Origin of the sequence: Nannocystis pusilla (assembly GCF_026626665.1) — a bacterium.
In the GTDB taxonomy this organism is placed as follows: Bacteria; Myxococcota_A; Polyangia; order Nannocystales; family Nannocystaceae; genus Nannocystis; species Nannocystis pusilla.
Genome location: NZ_JAPNKE010000002.1, coordinates 2,611,311 through 2,632,414 on the forward strand (window position 1 = coordinate 2,611,311; position 21,104 = coordinate 2,632,414).

Annotated in this window: 16 protein-coding genes and 1 pseudogene; 6 read left to right on the top strand and 11 right to left on the bottom strand. The window is 73.2% G+C overall.

From position 1 onward, the window contains the following. Positions 1 to 4 precede the first annotated feature (4 nt). From aspS to OV079_RS11390, 4 genes are all read right to left on the bottom strand, one after another. Complete coding sequence (aspS, locus tag OV079_RS11375; RefSeq protein WP_267768186.1) at positions 5 to 1,813, bottom strand: aspartate--tRNA ligase; 1,809 nt, start codon at positions 1,811 to 1,813, stop codon at positions 5 to 7. Between the two features lie 28 nt (positions 1,814 to 1,841). Further along, complete coding sequence (locus OV079_RS11380; protein WP_267768188.1) at positions 1,842 to 2,738, bottom strand: metallophosphoesterase family protein; 897 nt, start codon at positions 2,736 to 2,738, stop codon at positions 1,842 to 1,844. Between the two features lie 87 nt (positions 2,739 to 2,825). Further along, positions 2,826 to 3,566, bottom strand: coding sequence for a phosphoadenylyl-sulfate reductase (locus OV079_RS11385; protein WP_267768190.1), 741 nt, complete (start codon positions 3,564 to 3,566; stop codon positions 2,826 to 2,828). A 496-nt stretch (positions 3,567 to 4,062) separates the two neighbouring features. Next, positions 4,063 to 4,623, bottom strand: a complete 561-nt coding sequence (locus OV079_RS11390; RefSeq protein WP_267768192.1) for a hypothetical protein — start codon at positions 4,621 to 4,623, stop codon at positions 4,063 to 4,065. A 96-nt stretch (positions 4,624 to 4,719) separates the two neighbouring features. Here OV079_RS11390 and OV079_RS11395 point away from each other — a divergent pair, with 96 nt between their 5' ends. Beyond that, positions 4,720 to 5,409, top strand: a complete 690-nt coding sequence (locus tag OV079_RS11395; RefSeq protein WP_267768194.1) for a Bax inhibitor-1/YccA family protein — start codon at positions 4,720 to 4,722, stop codon at positions 5,407 to 5,409. An 88-nt stretch (positions 5,410 to 5,497) separates the two neighbouring features. Beyond that, positions 5,498 to 6,088, top strand: a complete 591-nt coding sequence (locus OV079_RS11400; RefSeq protein WP_267768196.1) for a hypothetical protein — start codon at positions 5,498 to 5,500, stop codon at positions 6,086 to 6,088. Between the two features lie 236 nt (positions 6,089 to 6,324). Here the strand turns inward: OV079_RS11400 and OV079_RS11405 are convergent, their stop codons facing one another. The 6 genes from OV079_RS11405 to OV079_RS55765 form a co-directional block, all read right to left on the bottom strand. Then, positions 6,325 to 6,588 carry a hypothetical protein gene (locus OV079_RS11405; RefSeq protein ID WP_267768197.1) on the bottom strand — a complete coding sequence of 88 codons (264 nt, stop codon included), beginning with the start codon at positions 6,586 to 6,588 and terminating at the stop codon, positions 6,325 to 6,327. Between the two features lie 29 nt (positions 6,589 to 6,617). Then, positions 6,618 to 7,403, bottom strand: coding sequence for a hypothetical protein (locus OV079_RS11410; RefSeq protein WP_267768198.1), 786 nt, complete (start codon positions 7,401 to 7,403; stop codon positions 6,618 to 6,620). After that, entirely contained in the window at positions 7,400 to 8,425 is a 1,026-nt protein-coding gene (locus OV079_RS11415) for an FG-GAP repeat domain-containing protein (protein ID WP_267778513.1), read from the bottom strand. The genes OV079_RS11410 and OV079_RS11415 overlap by 4 nt, the downstream gene beginning before the upstream one ends. Positions 8,426 to 8,580: 155 nt before the next feature. After that, positions 8,581 to 10,557: an FG-GAP repeat domain-containing protein gene (locus OV079_RS11420; protein WP_267768200.1), complete on the bottom strand. Its 1,977-nt coding sequence runs from the start codon at positions 10,555 to 10,557 to the stop codon at positions 8,581 to 8,583. Between the two features lie 501 nt (positions 10,558 to 11,058). Then, entirely contained in the window at positions 11,059 to 12,144 is a 1,086-nt protein-coding gene (locus OV079_RS11425) for a hypothetical protein (RefSeq protein WP_267768202.1), read from the bottom strand. Continuing rightward, complete coding sequence (locus OV079_RS55765; RefSeq protein WP_267768203.1) at positions 12,141 to 13,937, bottom strand: FG-GAP-like repeat-containing protein; 1,797 nt, start codon at positions 13,935 to 13,937, stop codon at positions 12,141 to 12,143. Before OV079_RS55765 ends, OV079_RS11425 begins: the two co-directional genes overlap by 4 nt. Positions 13,938 to 14,109: 172 nt before the next feature. Between OV079_RS55765 and OV079_RS11435 the strand changes: the two genes are divergently transcribed. After that, positions 14,110 to 14,442, top strand: coding sequence for a hypothetical protein (locus OV079_RS11435; protein WP_267768205.1), 333 nt, complete (start codon positions 14,110 to 14,112; stop codon positions 14,440 to 14,442). A 217-nt stretch (positions 14,443 to 14,659) separates the two neighbouring features. Here the strand turns inward: OV079_RS11435 and OV079_RS57710 are convergent. Then, positions 14,660 to 15,697 (bottom strand): annotated as a pseudogene (locus OV079_RS57710) (FG-GAP repeat domain-containing protein); the annotation flags it as partial. Between OV079_RS57710 and OV079_RS11445 the strand changes: the two are divergent. The 3 genes from OV079_RS11445 (at position 15,696) to OV079_RS11455 (ending at position 21,043) form a co-directional block, all read left to right on the top strand. Then, a complete protein-coding gene (locus OV079_RS11445; RefSeq protein ID WP_267768208.1) occupies positions 15,696 to 17,540 on the top strand; it encodes a SpoIID/LytB domain-containing protein in 1,845 nt (614 codons plus the stop codon). The pseudogene OV079_RS57710 and the gene OV079_RS11445 sit on opposite strands and share 2 nt — an antisense overlap. A gap of 131 nt (positions 17,541 to 17,671) precedes the next feature. Further along, positions 17,672 to 19,864 (top strand): bifunctional 23S rRNA (guanine(2069)-N(7))-methyltransferase RlmK/23S rRNA (guanine(2445)-N(2))-methyltransferase RlmL, encoded by a 2,193-nt coding sequence (rlmKL, locus tag OV079_RS11450; protein WP_267768210.1) that lies wholly within the window; start codon positions 17,672 to 17,674, stop codon positions 19,862 to 19,864. Positions 19,865 to 20,041: 177 nt separating this feature from the next. Further along, entirely contained in the window at positions 20,042 to 21,043 is a 1,002-nt protein-coding gene (locus OV079_RS11455) for a DUF4215 domain-containing protein (protein ID WP_267768212.1), read from the top strand. Positions 21,044 to 21,104 lie beyond the last annotated feature (61 nt).

Consider the following 21,104-nt stretch of genomic DNA (forward strand, 5'->3'; position numbering starts at 1 on the left):
CGGCTCAGCTCTCGGGGGTGGCGGGCAGGTCGCGGTGGCCGATGTAGAGCTCGGCCAGCTGGGCGTCGTCGGCCCCGCTCGGGCAGCCGGTCATGAGGTCGGTGCCCTTCTGCGTCTTGGGGAAGGCGATGACGTCGCGCAGGCTCTGGGCGCCGCACATCAGCATGCTGAGGCGGTCGAGGCCGAGGGCGATGCCGCCGTGGGGCGGCGGGCCGTAGCGGAAGGCGTCGAGCAGGAAGCCGAACTTCTGCTGGATCTGCGCCTCGGACAGGCCGAGCACCTGGAAGATCTTGGCCTGCACGTCGGACTGGTGGATTCGAATCGAGCCGCCGCCGACCTCGTTGCCGTTGAGCACGAGGTCGTAGGCCTGCGCGAGCACCTGGCTCGGGTCCGAGTCGAGCAGCGCGAGCTGGTCGAGGCGCGGCGAGGTGAACGGGTGGTGGGAGCTGACGTAGCCGCGTTCGCTCTTCTCGAACAGCGGGAAGTCGGTGACCCAGAGGAACCGCCACGGGTCGGAGCCCGAGTGCTTGACGAGGTCGAGGCTGTCGCGCAGCTCGAGCCGGAGGGCGTTGAGCGCGGCGTGGACGGTGTGCGGCTCGTCGGCGACGACGAGGACGACGCTGCCCGGCTCGGCGCCGACGCGGGCGCTGATCTCGGCCTGGAACTCGGCGGAGATGGCCTTGGTGAGCGGCGAGGTCCACGACCCGCCCTCCTGCACCTTGGCCCACGCGAGGCCCTTGGCGCCGCCGGACTCGCGCTTTTTCACCAGCTCGGTCAGCTTGTCGATGCGGCCGCGCGACAGCGACTCGCTGTGGGCCGCGGGCACCACGATCGCCTTCACCAGCTTGGCCGCCTCGAAGATCTTGGCGCCTGACTTGTGGGCCAGGTCGGTGATGTCGACGAACTCGAGGCCGAAGCGGAGGTCGGGCTTGTCGCTGCCGAAGCGGTTCATCGCCTCGGCCCAGGTCATGCGCGGGAACGGGTCGGGCAGGGTGACGCCGAGGACCTCGCTCCACGCGCGGCGGATCAGGCGCTCGATCGGCGCGAACACCCGCTCGGGCGTGGCGAAGCTGATCTCGACGTCGATCTGGGTGAACTCGGGCTGACGATCGTTGCGCAGGTCCTCGTCGCGGAAGCAGCGGCAGATCTGGAAGTACTTGTCCATGCCGGCGACCATGAACAGCTGCTTGAAGATCTGCGGCGACTCGGCCAGCGCGTAGAACATCCCCGGGTTGAGCCGGCTGGGGACGAGGAAGTTGCGCGCGCCGCCCGGGGTGTACTTCACCATGTAGGGCGTCTCGAGCTCGAGGAAGCCCTGCTCGGCGAGGGTGATGCGCGTGAGCGTGGCCAGGCGCGAGCGGAGGACGAAGTTCTTCTGCAGGCTGGGCCGGCGCAGGTCGAGGTAGCGGTGCTTGAGCCGCAGGGCCTCGCTGGCGTCGAGCTTGTCGTCGTCGGCGACGTTGAACGGCAGGGTGTCGGCCGGCGAGAACACCTGCAGCTCGGTGGCGTTGACCTCGACCTCGCCGGTGGCCATGGCGGCGTTGCTGTTGTCGCCGCGGGCGACCACCTCGCCCTTGACGGCGACGCAGAACTCGCCGCGCAGGCCGCTCGCGGCCTCGTAGGCGGCGGCGTCGAGATCCTTGCCGAACACGACCTGGGTGATGCCGAAGCGATCACGGAGCTGGACGAAGATCCGCGCGCCGAGGTCGCGGCGGCGGTGGACCCATCCGAAGAGGACCACGGTGGCGCCGACGTCGGCGGCGCGCAAACTGCCGCAGTCGTGGGTGCGGCCGTGTTCGAGCAAGGTGGACATGGCCCGGGAATGTAGACGATGTTCGCGGTCAGTGCGAGCCGGTTCCGGTGAGGATCGGCCCCTCCGGCTCGTCCGCCACGAACCCGCCGCCGTCCCAGCGGTGATAGGTGCGGGTCACGCGGCCGGGTCGAACGGTGTAAAGGGAGTAGGCGCCGTGACGACCTGGCTTTTGTGACAGATAGGTGCCGGAGCCGACGCCGTGCACCGGGACGGGGACGCCGCCGGGGCCGGGCAGGGCGCCCTCGAGGCGCCGGTGCTCGTGGCCGTGGAGGACGAGCTCCGCGCCGTGATCGGCGATCACCCGCCCGAAGGCGTCGAGGTCGAGCAGATCGTGGCGCGGCTTGGCCACGCCGCGCACCACCGGGTGATGGATGAGGATCACCCGCGCCAGACCCTCGGCGCCGAGCGTGGCCAGACACCGGCCGAGGCGGGCGAGCTGCTCGTCGCCGACCCGGCCGACGGCGTAGAGCGGCAGCGACGGGATCGCGGTCGACAGGCCGACGAGGGCGACGTCGCCGAAGCGCTGGACGAACGGGTAGTCGCTGCCGGGCTCGCGCTCACCCTCCATGAACGCGGACATGTAGTGCTCGAACCGGTGCGATCGCACGGACCCGCGGGTGTAGGCGTCGTGGTTGCCCGGGATGACGGTGACCGGCATGCCCACCGCCTCGAGGTGGCGCTTGACGTGCTCGAACTCGGACTCGAGCGCGAGGTTGGTCAGATCGCCGGTGATCACCAGCCGCTCGGCCCCGTGCGCGTGGGCCGCGGCGACGATCTTCTGGAACATGCCGCCGTTGTACTTGCGGCTGCGGTTGAACAGCAGGTTGACGCCGCCGGTCAGCCGCTTGTTGAAGAACCGCTGCGGGGAGTTGCCCGCCAGCTCGAGCAGGTGGATGTCGGAGCAGTGGACGAAGCGCAGGGGCATGGCGGCTCGGGGGAGGTTGGTGAGGACAGGTCGATAAGGACAGGTCGGCGGGGACAGGTGCGAAGGGACATGCCCCGAGGGACAGGGCTAGAGGTGGTGGATCCCGCACTCGGTCTTGCCGGTGCCGGACCACCGGCCGCCGCGCTCGTCGTCGCCCGGCGGGCGGGCGGTGCAGGGCTCGCAGCCGATGCTGGTGTAGCCGGCGTCGAGCAGGGCGTTGTACGGGACGTCGTGGTCGAGGAGGTAGCGCCAGGTGTCCTTGCGCGTCCAGGCGACCAGCGGCGCGACCTTGATGACGAGGCTGCCGTCGCCGCGCCGGGCGGTGCCGAGGATCGGGGTGCCGGCCCGCGTGGCCGCCTGATCGCGGCGGATGGCGGTGATCCACACATCGAGCTGATCGAGGACGCGCCGCATCGGCTCGACCTTGCGGATCTCGCAGCAGGCGTCGGGATCGCGGGCGAACAGGTCGGCGCCGTGGCGCTCGGCCTGGGCGCGGATGGTGACGAGCGGCTCGACGACGCGGATGTCGGCGCCCTGGGCCCGAAAGGCCTCGCGCACCGCGAGGGTCTCGGCGAACAGGTAGCCGGTGTCGATGGTGTAGACGGGGACGTCGGGCCGGACGCGCCGCGCGAGGTGGATGAGGGCGCAACCCTCGGGCCCGAAGGCGGAGCTGAGGCCGATCCGCCGCCCGGCCCAGCGCTCGAACACCCAGGCGAGGATGGCCTCGGGCGACTGACCCTCGAGCGCGGCGGACTGCTCGGCGAGGTGCTCGATCTCGCGTCCCGAGTCGAGGCCGGCGCTGGCGAGGTCGGATCCGCGTTCCGTCACGTGGGGGTTGTAGCACCGATCGAGGGGCGAACTGCCGATCGAGCGGGATGGTGTTCGTCACGGCGCGCGGGCAATTCGCCCTCGGCGCGGCCGCAGAGGCGGAGTTGGCCGCCAGCGGGCCTGTTTTGCCGCGGGTGGCTGCAGCGCGAGATCCGCGGACCGGCGCCGAGCGACCCGTGACCGCGACCGGAGCGCGCCGCGGCCGGGCCTGCGGCGGCTTCAGCCGCCGAGCGGAGACCCTTCGCTCGAGCTCGGCCGCGCGCTCGCGGGCTGGCGCGAGGTCGACGCGGCGGGGGTGCGTCTGGCACTTCGGACATGCCTCAAGGGTCAGCTACGAGCTCGGGGTCGCGCGCTGCGAGGACGGGCGGAGCCTGGCGGCCGGCGTCGAGCCTCGGCGAGTGACCGCAGGGGCGGGCGCGCCTGGCCTTGGGGGCATGTTCCGAGAGACAGGCGAAGGGGCAGGCCGGCTCGCCGCCCGCTCGGCCCGCGAGCCGGGTCAGGGGCCGAGGCGCTGGTCGAGCGGGATGGTGATCATGATGCCGTCGATGCGGCCGATCGCGCCCTCGGCGACGACGAACATGCGGTAGGCGAGGAAGCGCTGGTCCGCCGGCTGGCGGGCGATGGCGGCGTAGTTGCCGGGCGGGAAGGTGCCGGAGACGCTGTAGCGGCCCTGGGCGTCGGTGCGCGCGTGGGCGATCTTCGGGCCGGGGTCGTCGAGGTTGAGCGAGACGCCGGCGAGGCGGTGGATGCCGACCTCGACGTCGGCGACGCCGATCCCGGGCTCGGAGGTGTCTTCGGCCTCGGTCAGGACCTTGCCGCCGACGTGGACGACGCGCGATCCCTGGGCGTCGGCGAACGAGCAGCGGGCCGCGTCGGGCGAGACGCCGCCGTCGCGCAGCGGCGGCAGGCGAGCGTCGGGACAGGTCATGGTCCTGCCGTAGGCCTCCTGGTGCGGGTAGCGATAGCTGGGCCCGCCGCCGACGGTGACGCGGTTGGAATTGCAGGCGACCAGCGACAGGCCGAGGCCGGTCGCTAGCACGCGGAGGCGGGTCGACATGACCGCAGTGTGCCCGCGCCGCTGCGGGCGCGCCATGGCGAGGTCGGCCGTCGCGCAGCGTTGACGGGGAGGGGCGGCTTGTGGCCAGATGGGCCGATGTCGGAGCGCCTCCGCGATCCCCTGGGCATCGACCTGCACGCCGGCGTGGGCCGATTCATGCATTCGGTCTACGCGTGGATGGCCGCCGGGGTGGGCCTCAGCGCCGTCACGGCGATCGCGCTGGCCGGCGAGCCCAGCCCGGCGCTGGCCGAGGCGAGCGAGCTGCGGGTGCTGTTCTGGCCGGGCCTGGCGGTGGCGGTGCTGGTGATCGGCGCGCGGCTGCACCGGCTGCCGCCGACCATCGCCCGCGTCGCGTTCCTCACGTTCTCGGTGCTGCTCGGGGCGGCGCTGGCGTGGCTGGGCTCGGCGACCCACGTGACGGCCGAGCAGGTGACCACCGCCGCCGGGGTCGCCGCCGGGGTGTTCGTCGGCGGATCTCTGGTCGGTTACTACAGCCGCCGCGACCTCAGCCCGTGGGGCGCCGCGCTGGCGACCGGCCTCATCGGCGCGCTGGTGGCGATGTTCCTCGACGCCGCGGCGCTGCGCCAGCCAGGCCTGCACGTGCTGCTGCAGGCGCTGCTGGCGGTCGTGTTCGCCGGCTTCGTCGCCTACGACGGCCAGCGCGTGAAGCAGATGTACCGGACGCACGGACGCCGCGAGAACCTGGCGGTGGTCGGGGCGCTGAAGCTGTACCTCGACTACGTCAACCTGACCCTGGCGACGCTGCAGGTCACGACGGGCCAGTGAGGCCCTCGGCACGGCCCTGCGCGTGAGCAGTGGCCGGGAGCAGCCACCGCTGCCATGGTTGCGCCTGCAACGAGTCAGGAGGACCACCATGGGAGCTGTGCGACTGCATCCGTCGGCGGCGCTGCTGTATGCGCCGCTGCTGTGTGCGCCGCTGCTGTTCGCCTGCGGGGAAAGCAAGCCAGGGGCGCAATCGAAGAGCATCGCGGCTGCGTTCGAGACCCAGAGCGATCCGGCCGAGTCCGCCAAGCAGGCCGGCGAGGACATGCGACGGCTGAAAGAGAAGGTCGAGGCGGACCGCGCGAAGGCGATCGAGGCCGACATCGACAAGGCGGCGACGGTGCCGGCGTCGCTGCCGGCCGACATCAAGACCGCCTGCGCCGAGATGCGCGCGGCCTATGACGCGTTCGTCGGCCACCGCCTCGGCGGCGACATGGCGGAGGCGGAGAAGTGGGCGGTGATGAAGGGCGTCGACCTCGACCCGGCCCAGGAGTTCTGCGTGGCCCAGAACAACCTGCGCTTCGCGGCCTGTCAGACGCACGCGTTCCGCGAGGCGGCCCCGGGCGTCGCCCGCGAGCGCGCGCAAGAGCTGATCGACGCCTGCGCCCGGAAGACGGGGGCGCCGACGCGGGCGGAGCTGAAAGAAGCGGAGCGCGCCGGCAAGACGCTGAGGCCGTCGTGACGGTTGAGGGGTGGGGTGGCGAGCGCTTGGCGCTCGCGGTGCGAGGCGCGGCGAACCGGACATGTCCCCGGTGGCTTGCCCTTTGGGGCATGTCGAAAAGGACATGTCCGATGAGTCCGTGCCCTCGGGGCATGTCGAAACAGACATGTCTGAAGAGGTGCGCCGGGGGTCTTCGCGTCGGAGCTCGGACTGTGAGGCGCCGGGGGTCGTCGCGTCGGAGAGCGGACGGTGAAGCGTCAGCGCTCGCCGTCGTCGGGGCGCCGCGTCAGCGCCCAGCCGATCCGGGCCTCGCGGCGCGCCGAGCCGTGCAGGCGCAGCGAGTAGCGGCCGGCCGCGAGCCGGGCGGTGACGCGCTCGCCGGCGCCGACGGTGACGGCCAGGTCGGTGCCGCACTGACTGCACGGGAACAGCGAGATCGCCAGCGAGGGCGCCAGGGCGGGCTCGTCGGTGATGACCGCGATGTCGTAGGTGGCCTCGACCGGGACGACGAGGCTGCGCATGACGACGACGTCGCCGCCGTAGTACGGGCCTACCGCGTCCTCCTGCTCGCAGGCGAGGCGGCGGAACTCGGCGGCGTACTCGCCGTCCCACGCGATCTCGGGGGCGCCGCACTCGCTGAGCTTGGGGTCGGCGTGCTCGTGCAGGCAGTCGCCGCCGTCGGCGGTGAAGTCGTCGATGGTGCGCGCGAGGTCGACCGCGAAGTGTTTTTAAAGGCCCGGTCGATGGCGCCCTCGCGGGCGACGAGGCCGAGGCCGGCGTACATCGAGAGGAAGACGTCGAGGCCGAAGCGGGCGATCAGGTAGCTGGTGAAGGCGCCGGCGACGTCGTAGTCGAGCGGGGCGATCCAGTTGGCGCTGACGAACTTCCACACGTCGCGCGGCCGCTGCGGCTGCGGCGAACGCCAGGCCTCGAGGCCCTCGTAGGCGCGGGCGAGGCCCTCGACGAAGATCTGCGGGCCGACGCCGTAGGCGAACGAGACGCTGTGGACGAGCTCGTGGTCGAGCGGGGCGACCTTGGAGTAGACGCCGTCGTAGACGGCGCAGCCGGCGACGGCGTCGGGGCACGGGGTGCGCTTGCCGAAGTCCTCGGGGTCGAGCCAGTAGTAGGTGAAGCGATCGTCGCCGAGCGGCGGGTCGACGCCGAACTCGGCGGACACGCGAGCGACGAAGTCGTCCATGTGCGCGAGGGTGCCGCCGCACAGCTCGAGGCCGGGATCGGGGGCGACGCGCACGTGCACGCCCTCGTGACGCACCGGCGGCAAGGGGTCGCAGGCGAGGCCGAGGGCGGCGAGGAGGAGGGAGAGGCGACGGGTCATGGCCGCTGCCTCACGATCGCCACGCCGGCGCCGCTGCGCAGGCCGAGGTCGAGCAGGCCATCGCCGTCGAAGTCGGCGGTGACGATGCCCGACAGCCCCTTGAGCTCGAGGTCGTGGCGCACGAAGGGGGTGCGGCCGTCGAGCTCGCGGCGACCGATGTGGAGCGCGTCGCCGGTGCCGGCGAGGATCTCGAGCTGGCCGTCGCCGTCGAGATCGACGACCGCGCCGGCGCTGGCCTTGGCGAACAACACGTCGGGCCGCGTGCCGCCCGGCGATCCACCGACTGCGACGAGGCCACCGGCGACGAGCATGGCGAGCTCGGGCCGGCCGTCGCGATCGAGGTCGCCGGCGCCGACGAAGCCGCCGCCGGACAGCGGATGCCACGGCCGCGGATCGGCGAAGCGACCGTCGCCGAGGCCGGAGTGCAGGACGAGGCCGTCGCTCTGATTGGCGAGGAGGTCGAGGCGACCGTCGCCGTCGAGGTCGATCGCGCGGACGCTGGGGGCGGTGCTCTCGAGCGCGATCGGAGCCCAGGACGGCTCTGCGAAGCCGCCGCGACCGTCGCCGCGGAGCACCGCGTACTGCGGATCGGGCAGGCCGGCCCAGGCGAGCAGGTCGAGGACGCGGTCGCCGTCGAAGTCGGCGAGGGCGATCTGGGTGAACACGCGGGGCAGCTCGAGCAACGGGGGATCGTCGGGCCGGGCGGCGCGCCCCGGCTCGAGCAGGCGGAGGTCGGAGCGCCAGCCGTCGGCGCGCTGGGCGACGACGAGCACCTCGGCGTCGCCGTCGTGATCGAGGTCTTCGACGGCGGCGCTCCAGATCCGCTCGGCCCCCGGCAGGAGGTCGCCGAGCGCCCGCTGCTGCACCGGCGAGAAGCCGCCCTGGCCGTCGCCGTGGGCCACCGCGAGGCCGCGCCCGACGCCGAGGAGGTCGAGCGCGCCGTCGCCGTCGAGGTCGGCGAAGCGGTAGCCGAGGTCGCCGGTGAAGACCGGGGCGTCGGCGATGGCTGTCCCGAAGGACATGTCGTAAACGCGGGCCGGCTGATCGATCTCGTCGACCAGCAGATCGAGCCAGCTGTCGTCGTCGAGCCGCACGACGCGGGTGCGCCCGCTGCTGCCCGGGAGGCTCTGGCTGGCCAGGCGGTTCCAGCCGCCGGTCTCGGTCCGCAGCCACAAGCTCAGGAGGTTGCGGGTGACGCCGCCGCTGCTGTCGCTCTGCTCGGCGAGGATGTCGAGGCGCTCGTCGCCGTCGAAGTCGTGGAGGTCGAGCTGGCTGCAGCCGCTGCGATCGATGCGGGTCGGCTCGCCCGGCTCCTCGCCGAGCAGGTCGTCGACGCGCAGCATGCCGACGCTGGTGCAGAGGATGGCGTCGAGCCGGCCGTCGGCGTCGAAGTCGTGGAGCGCGAACTCGACGACGCTGCCGACGCCGTCGAGGGTGATGGTGCGCGGCTCGTCGCCGCCGTCGTCGAACCGCACTGGCCGCCGGCGATGACCAGGAGGTCCTGCGGGCCGCCGGCTGCGCGGTCGACGGCGGCGACGGGGCCGAGCCAGCCGGTGAGGGGGCGCGAGGCGAGCTCGCTCAGGCTGCCGTCCTCGGCGAGCTCGACGTGATCGAGGCGGCTGTCGGACGCGAGGACGCGCTTGAGCAGCAGCTCCTGGCGGCCGTCGCCGTCGCGATCGACGACGACGACGCCGGTCAGGCCGGGGACCTCGATAAGCTCGCCGGCGACCCACCCGTCCGCGGTCTCGCCGGCGATCACGAGCTGTCCGTAAGACCAGGCGACGAGCTCGCGGCCGGGGCGCTCGTCGAGCTCGCCGACGACCGCGCCGTCGACCCGAGGCAGCGGGGCGAGGTCGATGTCGACGACCTCGTCGACGCCGGCGCGCCACAACTGGAGGTTGGCGGTGCGATCGAGGTCGACGACGGCGTCGGCGTCGGCGGCCGGGACGACGGCGATCTCGTCGTGGCCGTCGTCGTCGAGGTCGATCGGGAAGGCGCGCCGGGCCGGAGCGGTCTCCCACCGCGGCGCGAGCGAGAAGCCGGGGGCGTCGGGGACGACCCGCCCGAGCTCGCGCCCCGAGCGGCTGGCGTAGACGAGCTCCGCCCGGCCGTCGCCGTCGAGGTCGCCGGCGGCGAGCGCCGCGGCCCGCTCGCGCGTGGCGCCGACCTGATCGACGCCGCGCCGCAGGTCGAGGCGCTGCATCGTCGATGTCTGATAGGACAGGACGTAAAGGACATGTCCTCCGGTACCGTCGGCGACGGCGGCCAGCGCCCGCGGGTCCGGATCGGTGGGCCAGCTGGCGCGCGCGCGCAGGCGGCCGGCGCCGTCGCCGTAGAGGACGCTGACGGCGTCGGCGAGGGCGTCGGCGGTGGCGAGGTCCTGGGCGCCGTCGCCGTCGAAGTCGCCGGCGACGACGGCGAACGGGGCGACGCCGACGGGGTGCCGCGGGCCGAGCGAGAGGCCGCCGGCGCCGTCGCCGACGACGAGCTGGACCGCGGCCTCCTCCGAGAGGGCGACCGCGAGGTCGCGCCGGCCGTCGCCGTCGAAGTCGCCGTCGGCCAGCGCGACGGGGCCGAGGCCGACCTCGAGCGCGACGAACGGCTCGAGGTCGAGCAGGACGCCGAGGCTGTGGGCGTCGCGGTGGAGGGTGACGATCTCCGGCGAGCCGCGGCCGTCGAGGTCGACCGCGCGCGGGGCGGTGGGCGCGGGCACGAGGGTGGGATAAAGCCGGGCCGGCGCGAGCTCGCGGGCGCCGCGGTTGCGCAGGACGGCGACGGCGTCGTCGTCGGGGGCGGCGGTGACGACGTCGAGGCGGCCGTCGCCGTCGAGGTCGACGAGCGCGAGGCCGTCGATCGCGGCGGCCACGGACCAGGTCGTGGCTGTCCCCGAGGACATGTCCTTGGCGCCCCAGACGACCGTGACTGCGCCGGCGTCGGGGCTGGCGGCGACGAGGTCGGCGAGGCCGTCGCCGTCGAGGTCGGCGACCTCCACGGCCTCGGGGGCGAAGCCCCAGCGCGAGGCCACCGCGGCGCCGAGGTCGAGGCAACGGCCGCCGAACAGGCGATGGCCGCCGTCGCAGGCGTCGTCGCGGACGCAGGCGAGCGCGCCGGCGCACGCCGCGAGGCCGAACCACACGAAGACCGAGGGGCGCATCAACCCGAGCATCACGAGAGCACTGCCGGGGGCGGGTTGTAAAGCGCCGCGTCGGACGAGCATCGGACCGCGAGGGCCGGCGCGGGGCTCGCCGCTCGGGGTCCGCGGCATGACGGCGGTGTCGCGGTCTTCGCCGGATCGGCGTCCGGGCGCGTCCGCAGGCCGGGCGAGGCGAACGCGGTCGAGGTTCGGCGCCGCTGGAGCCGTGCGCGGCGGCGCGCCGGACAGGGCGGAGCCGCAGGGGCCGTCACACCTGTCTGGAACGACACGTCGGCCGCGGTGGCAGCGTCAGAGTCGCGCGAGCGGGTCGGCCTCGCGCTCGGGAGCGGGGGTTCGGACCTGCTCCATCGGACATGTGGGGCCGTACGGCGACGGATGGGCGAGGTGTCGCTTAGGACCTGCTCCATCGGACATGTGACACGCGGGGCGGCTGTCACTAGGTGTCCATTCGGACATGCTCTAGCGGACATGCTCCATCGAACACGTTCGATCGGGCATGCGTCAGCGCGGGGTCGGGTCGTCGACGCGGGTGATCGACCAGGCGACGCGGGTGTCGACGTTCGTGCGGCCGTGGAGCCGCAAGGCGTGCCGGCCGGCGCGCAGCTCGAGGCGGGCCATGTCCGTGGTCTCGTGGACGACCGGCTCGTCGTCGCAGCGGCCGCAGCCGACCACGCTCAGCGTCTGGCCGGCGGACAGGGCGCTCTGGCCGACGCGTGGGTCGGTGACGATCTCGAGCTCGTACGTGCCGTCCGCCGGGATGTCGATGCTGCGCAGGATCACCAAGCCGTCGCGCCCGAACGGGCCGAGGGCGTCGGGTTCGTCGGCGGCGATGCGACGGTACTCGGCGTGGCGCCGGCCGTCCCAGGCGATCCGCGGGGCGTCGCACTCCATGATCTTGCGGTCGTAGGCGAGGTGCGGGCACCGCTCGCGCTCGGCGGTGAACTCGGCGACGCTGTCGGCCAGCGAGACGCCGAAGTGGTCGCGGAACACGCGATCGATGCCGGAGCGCGAGGCGAGCAGGGGGAAGTGGGGCATCGCCGCCTGGAACTTGGCGGGGCCGTGGCGATCGAGGAGGTAGGCGACGAAGGCCCCGGCGTCGTCGTAGCTGACGCCGAACCACAGGACCGCGAGCAGCGAGGACCAGATGTCGCGGCTCGTGATCATGGTGGGCCGCAGATCGTAGACGCCGCCGCCGAGGCCCTCGTAGGCGACGGCGAAGCCCTCGGCGAAGAAGCTGGAGGTGTCGAAGCCGAACAGGTGGACGAGCTCGTGATCGAGCACCGCCTCGCGCGAGTAGATGGTGTCGAAGACGGTGCAGGCGGAGACCTCGCGCGGACACGGCGAGAGGTCGACGAAGTCCTCGGCGGTCAGCCAGTAGTAGGTGAAGCGATCGTCGCCGGTCGGCGCCGGGACGCCGGTCTCGGCGGCCATGCGCGCGACGAACAGGTCCATGTGGGCGAGGTTGCCGGCGCACGGTTCGAGGCCCGGACTCGCGGCGATCCGGACGTGCTCGCCCTCGAGGCTGGGCGCGGGCAGGTGATCGCAGGCGGCCAGGAGCGCGAGCAGGGCGAGGATACGGGCGGTCACGGCAGTTGCCTCACGATGGTCGAGGAGCCGGTGCCCCAGCCGACGAGGTCGCGCAGGCCGTCGCCGTCGACGTCGCGGACCCGCAGCATCTGGGCGGCGCCGGGCACGGGGTAGCGCTCGAAGCGGAAGGCGCCGTCGCGGTAGCGGCCGACGTGCACCGCGTCGTCGGTGCCGGCGACCAGCAGATCGAGCTCGCCGTCGCCGTCCATGTCGGCGATGTCGACGCTGCGCGCGCCGTTGAAGATGGCCCGCGGCGGCCCGGCAGTCACGCCGCCACGAAGCCACAGGAGCTGCTGCTGGAGCCCGGGGGGCGCGTCGAAGAGGAGGACGACCGCGGCCATGTCGGGCCGGCCGTCGCGATCGAGGTCGCCGACGGCGAAGTCGTACGGGTTCACGTCGGTCCACCGGCGAGATGCTTGGAAGCGGCCGTCGCCGAGCCCGGAGGACACCTCGAGCCCGAAGCCGTAGGACAGCAGATCGAGGCGGCCGTCGCCGTCGAGCTCGGTGAGCCCGATGACGTTGAAGGAAGCGCCGAGATCGAGCTCGTCCCAGCGAGCGTCGGCGAAGCCGCCCTCGACGCCGCGAAGGAACGCGGTGCGCCGGACTGTCCTGCTGTCGGTGTTCCCGGCCGGGCCGGCGGGTGTGCCCGCGAGAGCTTCGACAGGACCGACGACGAGGAGGTCGAGGCGGCCGTCGCCGTCGAGATCGCCGGGGAAGAAGTTGACGAACCGCTGCGTGGGGAAGCGGAGCAACCGCTGCTGACGGGGCCCGTCGTCCTCGAAGTCGAGGCGGATCAGATCGGTGCGGTCCCCGGCGAGCGAGCGGAGGGTGAGCACGAGCTCGTCGGCGGGATCGTCGTCAAGCTGGAAGGCCAGGACCTGCTGGCTGGTGACGTCGGGGGCGAGGAAGTCGGTCTGCAGCTCGGTCGGCCCGAAGCCGCCGTCGCCGTCGCCGAACGCGAAGCCGTGACGACTGGGGCCGGAGAACAGGCCGGAGTGGAGGAACAGGTCGAGGGCGCCGTCACCGTCGAAGTCGCCGGGCTCGGCGCCGAATCCGCTGCTGAGCCGGGTGTGCGGGCGGGCAGCGATGGCTGGCCCGAGGGACATGTCCTCGGCGACCAATTCGGATCTCGAGCCGTGACGCAGGAGGGCCAGGCGGCCGCCGCCTCGATGGATCAGACGCGGAGCGCCGAACGCGTCGGTGACGGCCCGGGAGGCGAGCGAGCGCCAGGCGTGGTCGTCGCGGTGCCACGGGGTCAAGACCACGCGCTGGACACCGCTGGCCGGACCGTCGGGGCGCAGGGCGACGACCTCGGTGCGTCGACCGTCATCATCGAGATCGAAGAGGGCGAGGCGCTCGCAGCCGAGCGGGTCGAGCACGACCGGATCGCCCGGCGAGGGCCCGAACAGGTCGGGCATGAGGACGAGCCCCGGGTTGGCGCACACGAGGGCGTCGCGCCGCGGGTGCTCGCCGGGGACGAGCAGGAGGGTCGTGGTGCGGGCGGACGCCGGCGAGTCGATCCGCCGCGGGGCGTCGAACTGCAGGTCCTCGATCAGCAGCATCGAGTCGGACAGATGGACGACGAGGTCGGTGCGGCCGTCGCCGGCGAGGTCGATCGCGGACAGGCCGACCGGGAAGTCGTCGAGCGAGACCTCGTCCTCGACCGCGAGAGCGCCGTCGGAGCCGAGGTGCAGGACCTGGATCGAGAGGTTGCCGGCGAACACGAGGCGGTCGCGGTCGGCGGCGTGGACGACGGCGTACGCTCGCGGCTCGCTCGGCTGCGGCGCGGGCACGCCGGGGGGAAGGTGCCGTCGGGCTGGCCGCGGAGGACGGCGATCGCGCGGCCATCCCACAGCACGAGGTCGTTGCGGTCGTCGCCGTCGAAGTCGGCCGCGACCCCGCCCGCAGCGCGCCGCCGAGGTTCGAGTCGAGCTCGAGGTCGAGCGCCTCCGGCCCGCGCGCGACTTGCAAGGTGCGCGACGGCGGGTCCTCGGGATCGATCGGCAGCGACGGATCGGGCTCGGGCTGCTCCTCGAGATCGATGAGCAGCTCGTCGACGCCGTCGCCGTCGATGTCGAGCGGGACGGTGCCGCCGGTGCGCTCGCGCTGCCACAGCGGCTCGACGCGCAGACCGCGGTCGGACACGAGCTCGCCGAGGCCGGCGCTGAAACCGGCGTAGAGGAGCGAGTCGCGGCCGTCGCCGTCGAGGTCGCCGACCAGCAGGTGGTTCGGCTGCGCGGGCGGCGTGCCGGTGAGGACGACGCCGCGGCGCGGATCGACGCGCTGGATGTTGCCTGACTGATCGGACAGGACGAAAAGAGCAGGTTGTCCGTCGTCGTCGGGCGCGACGGTGAGGCCGTGCGGCGCGGGATCGACGGGCCAGCGGCTGCGCGCGCACGCGGGCCTGGCCGTCGCCGTGCAGGATGGTGACGTCGTCGGCGAGCACGTCGAGGGTCGCGAGATCGATCGCGCCGTCGCGGTCGAGATCGGCGGCGACGACCGCGGTGGGCGCGAGGCCCACTGCGTGACGCGGGCCGGTCACGAGGCCGCCGTGGCCGTCGCCGAGCAGCACCTGGATCGCCCCGGCGTCGGCGACCGCGACCGCGACGTCGAGGTGGCCGTCGTGATCGAGGTCGGCGATCGCCAGGTCGCGCGCGCCGGCGCCGACGCCGAGCGGCGGGTCGGCGACGAGCCCGCGGACGACCGTCACGGCGCCGGCGGTCTCGCTGACGACCACGAGCTCGGAGGGACCGGCGGCGTCGAGATCGGCGGCGACGAGGCGGCGCGGGCCGTCGCCGACGGCGATCCGCTCGGGCTCGGCCAGCGATCGCCCGCCCTGGCCGCGGAGGACGGCGATCTCGGCGCGGCCGGGCAGGGCGGTGGCGACGTCGAGGCGGCCGTCGCCGTCGAGATCGGCGACCGCGAGGTCCTGCGTGGAGCCGCCGAGCGACCAGCTCGTGGCTGTCCCATCGAACATGTCCTGAACGCCACGTGCGTCGGCGCGGCCCCAGAACACGCCGACGGTGCCGCGGACGTCGCCGGCGGCGACGAGGTCGGGGCGACCGTCGGCGTCGAGGTCGGCGACGACGGTGGCGTTGGCGGCGAGGCCCCAGGTGTAGGTGCGGGCGCCCGCGAGATCGAGGCACAGCGCGCCGACGCCCGTGCGGCCGCAGGGATCGGCGGACTGACAGGCCAGAGCGAGCGCGCCGATCCCGAGCGCGCTCACGAGCCGGGTCCACCGCGATATCCCGCGTCGGGCGCGTCGATCCGCTTCCATCACGTCAGCGACGATGAAAACCGTAGCGCGCTCGGAGCATTCCCGCCGCCTTTTGCGACGCGCCGGGCCAGTGCGGCAGACGCCTGAACTGCAGGTCGGGAAAGAGGAAGACGGCCAGGAGCAGGTCGATGCGCGAATCGCAGGCCAGTGCGGGGAGCGCGTGATGCCGACGAGCGAGAGGTCCTGGAGGCATCGGGCGCGCCCCTGAGCGCACCTCGACTTCTCTTGTAGCGCGAAAGCGCCCCGGGCATGATGACGGGTGGAGGTGTCCGTCATGACCCGCGCCCCGTTCGTCGTGCTGCTGTCGCTCTCGGCCTGTGATCCCGCGCAGCCGGACGGGGAGGTGGCGCGGGCCGAGGTCGTGGATGGCCTTTCGGACCTGTCGGATCAGCCAGGTGCGCCGCGCGGCATGGCGCCGCCGCTGGACAAGGGCTCGCCGCTGCCCGAGCCGCTGGCGGCCGTGCCGACGCCGATCGGCCAGGCCTACTGCAACATCGTGGTCGAGGGGGTGTCGCGCGCGACCGAGACCGACTACCTGCCGCACGTGATCACCTGCGAGAACGGCGGGGCCAACCTCGAGGCGCTCAAGGCCCAGGCGATCGCGGCCCGCTCGGTGGCCTACTACGCGATGGCCAACGACGGCCAGATCTGCGACGGCCAGGGCTGCCAGGTGTACGGCTGCGGGACCGAGCCGAAGCAGGTCGCGTACGACGCGGTGGCGGCGACGGCGGGGCAGTACCTGTCGTACAACGACTGGCTGACGTACGCCTTCTACGTCGCCGGCGACAGCCAGCAGCCGGCCAGCTGCGTCGACACCGACAACGGGACGGCGTCGGCGACCGAGAAGTGGGTGACCTTCAACGAGGGCAAGACGCTCTACAGCGTCGACCAGACCGAGCTCGGGTTCGTGTTCCCCGAGGACCTCAACTCGAGCGGCTACGGGCAGAACCGCGGCTGCATGTCGCAGTGGGGCGCGCGCTGCCTCGAGAACACGAAGGGCTACGAGGTCGCCGACATCCTCCGCTTCTACTACGGCGACGACATCGAGATCTTGCAGGCGCAAGGAGCCTGCGTGGTGCCGCCGAACAAGCCGGCCGAGGGCACGCTCGACGCGGCCGACTGCGCGGCGGGGATCCAGGGCTGGGCGTGGGACCCGGATCAGAAGGACACGCCGGTCGACGCGATCGTCAGCTTCATGGCGCCGCACGGCGATCCCAACGCGATCGAGGTGACGGTGAAGGCGGACCAGCACCGCGACGACCTGTGCCAGGTGCTGGACTCGTGCGCGCACGGGCTGTCGCTGGGGCTTCCGCGCAGTCTGCTCGACGGCGCGTCACACCCGGTCTACGTCTACGGGGTCGACCTCGGCGGCGAGGGGCCGACGCAGCTCGACGGCAGCCCGCTGCAGTTCGCCTGCCCGCCGCCGGAGCTGCCGCCCGGGGTGCGCCGCCACGTGCCCGATCCGGCCGCGCTGGAGGCGTGGTCGCTGTCGACGCTGTGGCAGATGGCCAAGGTCGACGACGCCACGCTGAACGCGATCCCCGAGTGGCAGGCGATCGCCGGCGCGCCGGCGCTGGTCCAGGTCGCCGGCGACCCGACGCTGTGGCTGGTCGACGTCGGCTTCCGCCGCCGGATCGCCAGCGCCGAGGTGGCGGCGGCGTGGCAGTTCGACGCCGCGACCGCGCAGACGATCCAGGCGGCTGACCTCATGGCCATGCCCCAAGGGACAGATGTGTGGCCGGCGCCGTTCCTGGTCCAGGGGACAGGTTCGGCGGTGTACCTGCTCGACGACCCGCAGTGCCCGGAGGACGGCGATCCGTCGGATCCGCTGTGCCCGGTCGAGGGCGGGACCACCGGGGACACCGGGGGCGGCACGGGGACGGGCGGGGGCGAGACCGGCAACGAAGTGCCGACCACCGACGGGATCCCCGGCAGCGGCGGTGAGCCGACGTCGACCGGCGGCGACGCGACCGGCCCGGCCAGCGGTGGCGCGCTGCCGCCGGGCTACGGCCAGGACGACGGCTGCCGGATCGGCGGCGCGGGGCAGGGCGGCCTGGCGCCAGGTCTCTTGGCCCTGCTCGCGCTCGCCGGCGCCCGTCGGCGCCGCAGACCGGCGTGAGCGAGGCCCACGCCGCAGATAGCGCACCGCGTCGGATGTCCGTGAGGTCAGCTCGCACGCGCGGCGCAAGTCGACGCACACGCCGGCGGACTCGCGTGCGCGCGCGAAAGTCGCTATAGCCCGGGCGCCACGTGAACGAGCACAACTTCTTCGCCAGCGCCCCGCAAGGCCTCCTCGAGCTGCTCGCCGACGAGCTTCGCGCGCTCGGTGCGACGGCGATCCGGCTCCAGCCGGCCGGCGTGTACTTCCGCGGGCCGCTGCTCGTGGGCTACCGCGCGTGCCTGTGGTCGCGGCTGGCCGGGCGCGTGCTGCTCGAGGTCGGCGTCGGGCCGGCGCGCGACGCCGACGAGCTGTACACGACGGTGCAGCGGGTCGACTGGCGCCAGCACATGTCGGCGCGCGGGACGATGGCGGTCGACTTCACCGGCGCCAACGCGGCGATCGTCCACACCCGCTTCGGCGCGCAGCGGGTCAAGGACGCGATCGTCGACCAGTTCAACGCCAAGGCCGGGATCCGCCCCGACGTCGCGGTGCGGCGCCCGGACGTGCGGGTCAGCGTCCACCTGCGCAAGCCGGCGTCGTCTGGCATCAAGGGCATGTTCCAAGAGACATCCCACGACGAGGCCGTGATCTCGATCGACCTCGCCGGCGAGGCCCTGCACCGCCGCGGCTACCGCGAAGAGGGGGCCGAGGCGCCGATCAAGGAGAACCTGGCGGCGGGGATGCTGATGCGCGCGGGCTGGCCGGCGCTGGCGGCCGCGGGCGCGCCGCTGGTCGACCCGATGTGCGGCTCGGGCACGCTGCTGATCGAGGCCGCGCACATGGCCTGCGACCGCGCGCCGGGGCTCGGGCGCGAGTACTTCGGCCTGCTCGGCTGGCGCGGCCACCAGCCGGCGCTGTGGACCGAGCTGCTGACCGAGGCGCGCGCGCGGGCGGCGATCGGGCTCAGCAAGGTGCCGCCGATCTACGGCTACGACGGCGACGCGGCGGCGGTCAAGGCGGCGGTCGCCAACGCGGCGCGGGCCGGGCTCGGCGGGCGGATCCGCGTCGAGCGGCGCGAGCTCGCGGAGCTCGTGGCCCCGGAGACAGGTCCTTCGGGACAGGAACGAGAGGCCATCGGGCTGGTCGCCACGAACCCGCCCTACGGCGAGCGGCTCGGGGTCCGCGCCGACATGCCGGCGCTCTACGAGCTGCTCGGCGAGCGGCTGCGCGATCACTTCGGCGGGTGGAAGGCGGCGATCCTGGCGCCCGACCTCGAGCTCGGGCACGCGATCGGGCTGCGGGCCGAGCGGCGCCACGTGCTCTACAACGGGGCCATCGCGGTCAACCTGCTGCGCTTCGACGTGCCGCGCGAGGCCCCGCCGCCGCGCAAGTACACCCGCAGCGAGGGCGGCGAGGCGCTGTTCAACCGGCTGCGGAAGAACCGCAAGCAGCTCGGCAACTGGGCCGCGCGGCACGGGCTCGAGGCCTACCGGATCTACGACTCCGACATCCCCGAGTACGCGATCGCGGTCGACCTCTACCGCGACTGGGCCATGGTCCAGGAGTACGCGGCGCCGAGCGAGATCGACCCGGTGCGGGCCGCCGCGCGCCTGCGCGAGGCGCTGCGCGTGATCCCGGACGCGCTCGAGATCCCGGCGACGCAGGTGGTGTGCAAGCGCCGCGAGCGGGCCAAGGGCGGCGGGCAGTACGGCCGCCGCGACGACGCGGGTGACATGCTCGAGGTGCGCGAGGGGCCGGGTCGGTTCCTCGTCAACCTCACCGATTACCTCGACACCGGGCTGTTCCTCGACCATCGCGACACGCGCGCGCTGGTCGGCCAGACCGCCCGCGGCAAGCGGTTCCTCAACCTGTTCGCGTACACCGCCTCGGCGTCGGTCTACGCCGGCAAGGCCGGGGCGCTGTCGACGACGTCGGTCGACCTGTCGAGCACGTACTGCGCGTGGGCCCGCCGCAACCTCGAGCTCAACGGGCTGCGTGGGCCGCAGCACCGCGTGGTCGAGGCCGAGTGCCGCGAGTTCATGGCCCGCGAGCTGCGCCGCTACGGGGCCATCTTCCTCGACCCGCCGACGTTCTCCAACTCGAAGAAGATGGAGGGGGTGCTCGACGTGCAGCGCGACCACGTGGAGCTGATCCGCGGGGCGGTGCGCCTGCTCGAGCGCAACGGGGTGCTGATCTTCTCGACCAACTACCGCCGCTTCCGCCTCGACCAGGAGCGCCTGGCCGACCTCGACATCGAGGACCTGTCGGCGTCGACGATCCCCAAGGACTTCGCGCGCAGCCCGAAGATCCACAAGTGCTTCCGGATCACGCCCCGGCGCTGAGCGACGGCCGACCGCGAGCGGCACCTGTCCTTTCGGAGAGCTCCCCCGCGCGCCGCGAGCGTGCGTGACGTCGGCGGGACCGCGAGGCGAGGTCGCGGCGCGGCCTGGCGTGAAGGTTGTCACGCGCGAGGGCAGCCACGCTTGGCACGCGCGCGCGGCTGTGCCATAGGCCGCGCCATGCACGTGCGGAGCTTCGTGGCGTTCCTGTCGTTGTTGCCGGCCTGCGGCGGCGATCCGGCCGACACCGGGTTGACGGTCGGCATGTCGGCGAGCGGGGCGACGTCGGCGAGCACGAGCACGAGCACGAGCACGGGCGAGGAAACGACCGCGAGCGACGAGACGGACGGGCCGACGACCACCGGCGCGCCGACCACCGGCGCGACGACAGGGCCGACGTCCGAGGTGACGTCGACCTCGACGGGACCTGGTCCTTCGGACATGTGCGGCAACGGCATCGTCGAGGGCGAGGAAGAGTGCGACCTCGGGGCCGCCAACGCCGACGACGCCGCCTGCACCGCGGGCTGCGAGCTGGCGGCCTGCGGCGACGGGCTGGTGCGCGACGACGTCGAGCAGTGCGACGACGGCAACCTCGCGCCGGGCGACGGCTGCGACCCCGCGTGTCAGTTCGAGAGCCAGGGCGAGGACACCGAGGTGGTGCTCGAAGACCTGGCGTTGACGATCCCGAGCGACCTCTATGACGGCAGCCAGAGCTCGATGGTGTGCGTCGACCTGGCGATCGCCGAGGTGGGGGTGGTCCACGACGTGCGGATGAAGATCGGGGCCGACCACCCGCACGTCGGCGACCTGGTGTTCAAGCTGTGGAGCCCGAAGGGCACGGTGCTGACGCTCCTGAGCCTGCCCGGCGGCGCGGAGGCGGCCGACGACGGGATGTCCGACAGCACCGAGAACTCGGACATCGATCCGGTGTGGCCGGTTGCGTTCCGCGACGGTGGCACCGACGCCGAGCTGATGGGGCACACGATCGGCATCGACCAGGCGGTGTGCCGCGACGACGGGGTCTGCGAGTACGCGCCGAGCCCCGGCGCCGGGCCCGGCGAGGACTTCGGCGACTTCGTCGGCGAGCCGTCCGAGGGCACGTGGCGCTTCTGCGCCGGCGACTCGGCGTTCGCCGACAAGGGCACCCTCGAGTCGGTGACGCTGACGGTGGTCGTCGGCTGAGCGCGGCGATCCACGCGCGGGTGTCCCCGCGGGCGACGTGAACGCCGTCGGGCGGCGGTGC

What these genes read in the sequence shown, in the direction of transcription:
- aspS (WP_267768186.1), bottom strand. Translation starts at nt 1,813, where the DNA reads ATGTCCACCTTGCTCGAACACGGCCGCACCCACGACTGCGGCAGTTTG.
- OV079_RS11380 (WP_267768188.1), bottom strand. Translation starts at nt 2,738, where the DNA reads ATGCCCCTGCGCTTCGTCCACTGCTCCGACATCCACCTGCTCGAGCTG.
- OV079_RS11390 (WP_267768192.1), bottom strand. Translation starts at nt 4,623, where the DNA reads ATGTCGACCCGCCTCCGCGTGCTAGCGACCGGCCTCGGCCTGTCGCTG.
- OV079_RS11395 (WP_267768194.1), top strand. Translation starts at nt 4,720, where the DNA reads ATGTCGGAGCGCCTCCGCGATCCCCTGGGCATCGACCTGCACGCCGGC.
- OV079_RS11400 (WP_267768196.1), top strand. Translation starts at nt 5,498, where the DNA reads ATGGGAGCTGTGCGACTGCATCCGTCGGCGGCGCTGCTGTATGCGCCG.
- OV079_RS11405 (WP_267768197.1), bottom strand. Translation starts at nt 6,588, where the DNA reads ATGCGCAGCCTCGTCGTCCCGGTCGAGGCCACCTACGACATCGCGGTC.
- OV079_RS11410 (WP_267768198.1), bottom strand. Translation starts at nt 7,403, where the DNA reads ATGACCCGTCGCCTCTCCCTCCTCCTCGCCGCCCTCGGCCTCGCCTGC.
- OV079_RS11415 (WP_267778513.1), bottom strand. Translation starts at nt 8,425, where the DNA reads ATGTCCTTCGGGACAGCCATCGCCGACGCCCCGGTCTTCACCGGCGAC.
- OV079_RS11420 (WP_267768200.1), bottom strand. Translation starts at nt 10,557, where the DNA reads ATGCGCCCCTCGGTCTTCGTGTGGTTCGGCCTCGCGGCGTGCGCCGGC.
- OV079_RS11445 (WP_267768208.1), top strand. Translation starts at nt 15,696, where the DNA reads ATGACCCGCGCCCCGTTCGTCGTGCTGCTGTCGCTCTCGGCCTGTGAT.
- OV079_RS11455 (WP_267768212.1), top strand. Translation starts at nt 20,042, where the DNA reads ATGCACGTGCGGAGCTTCGTGGCGTTCCTGTCGTTGTTGCCGGCCTGC.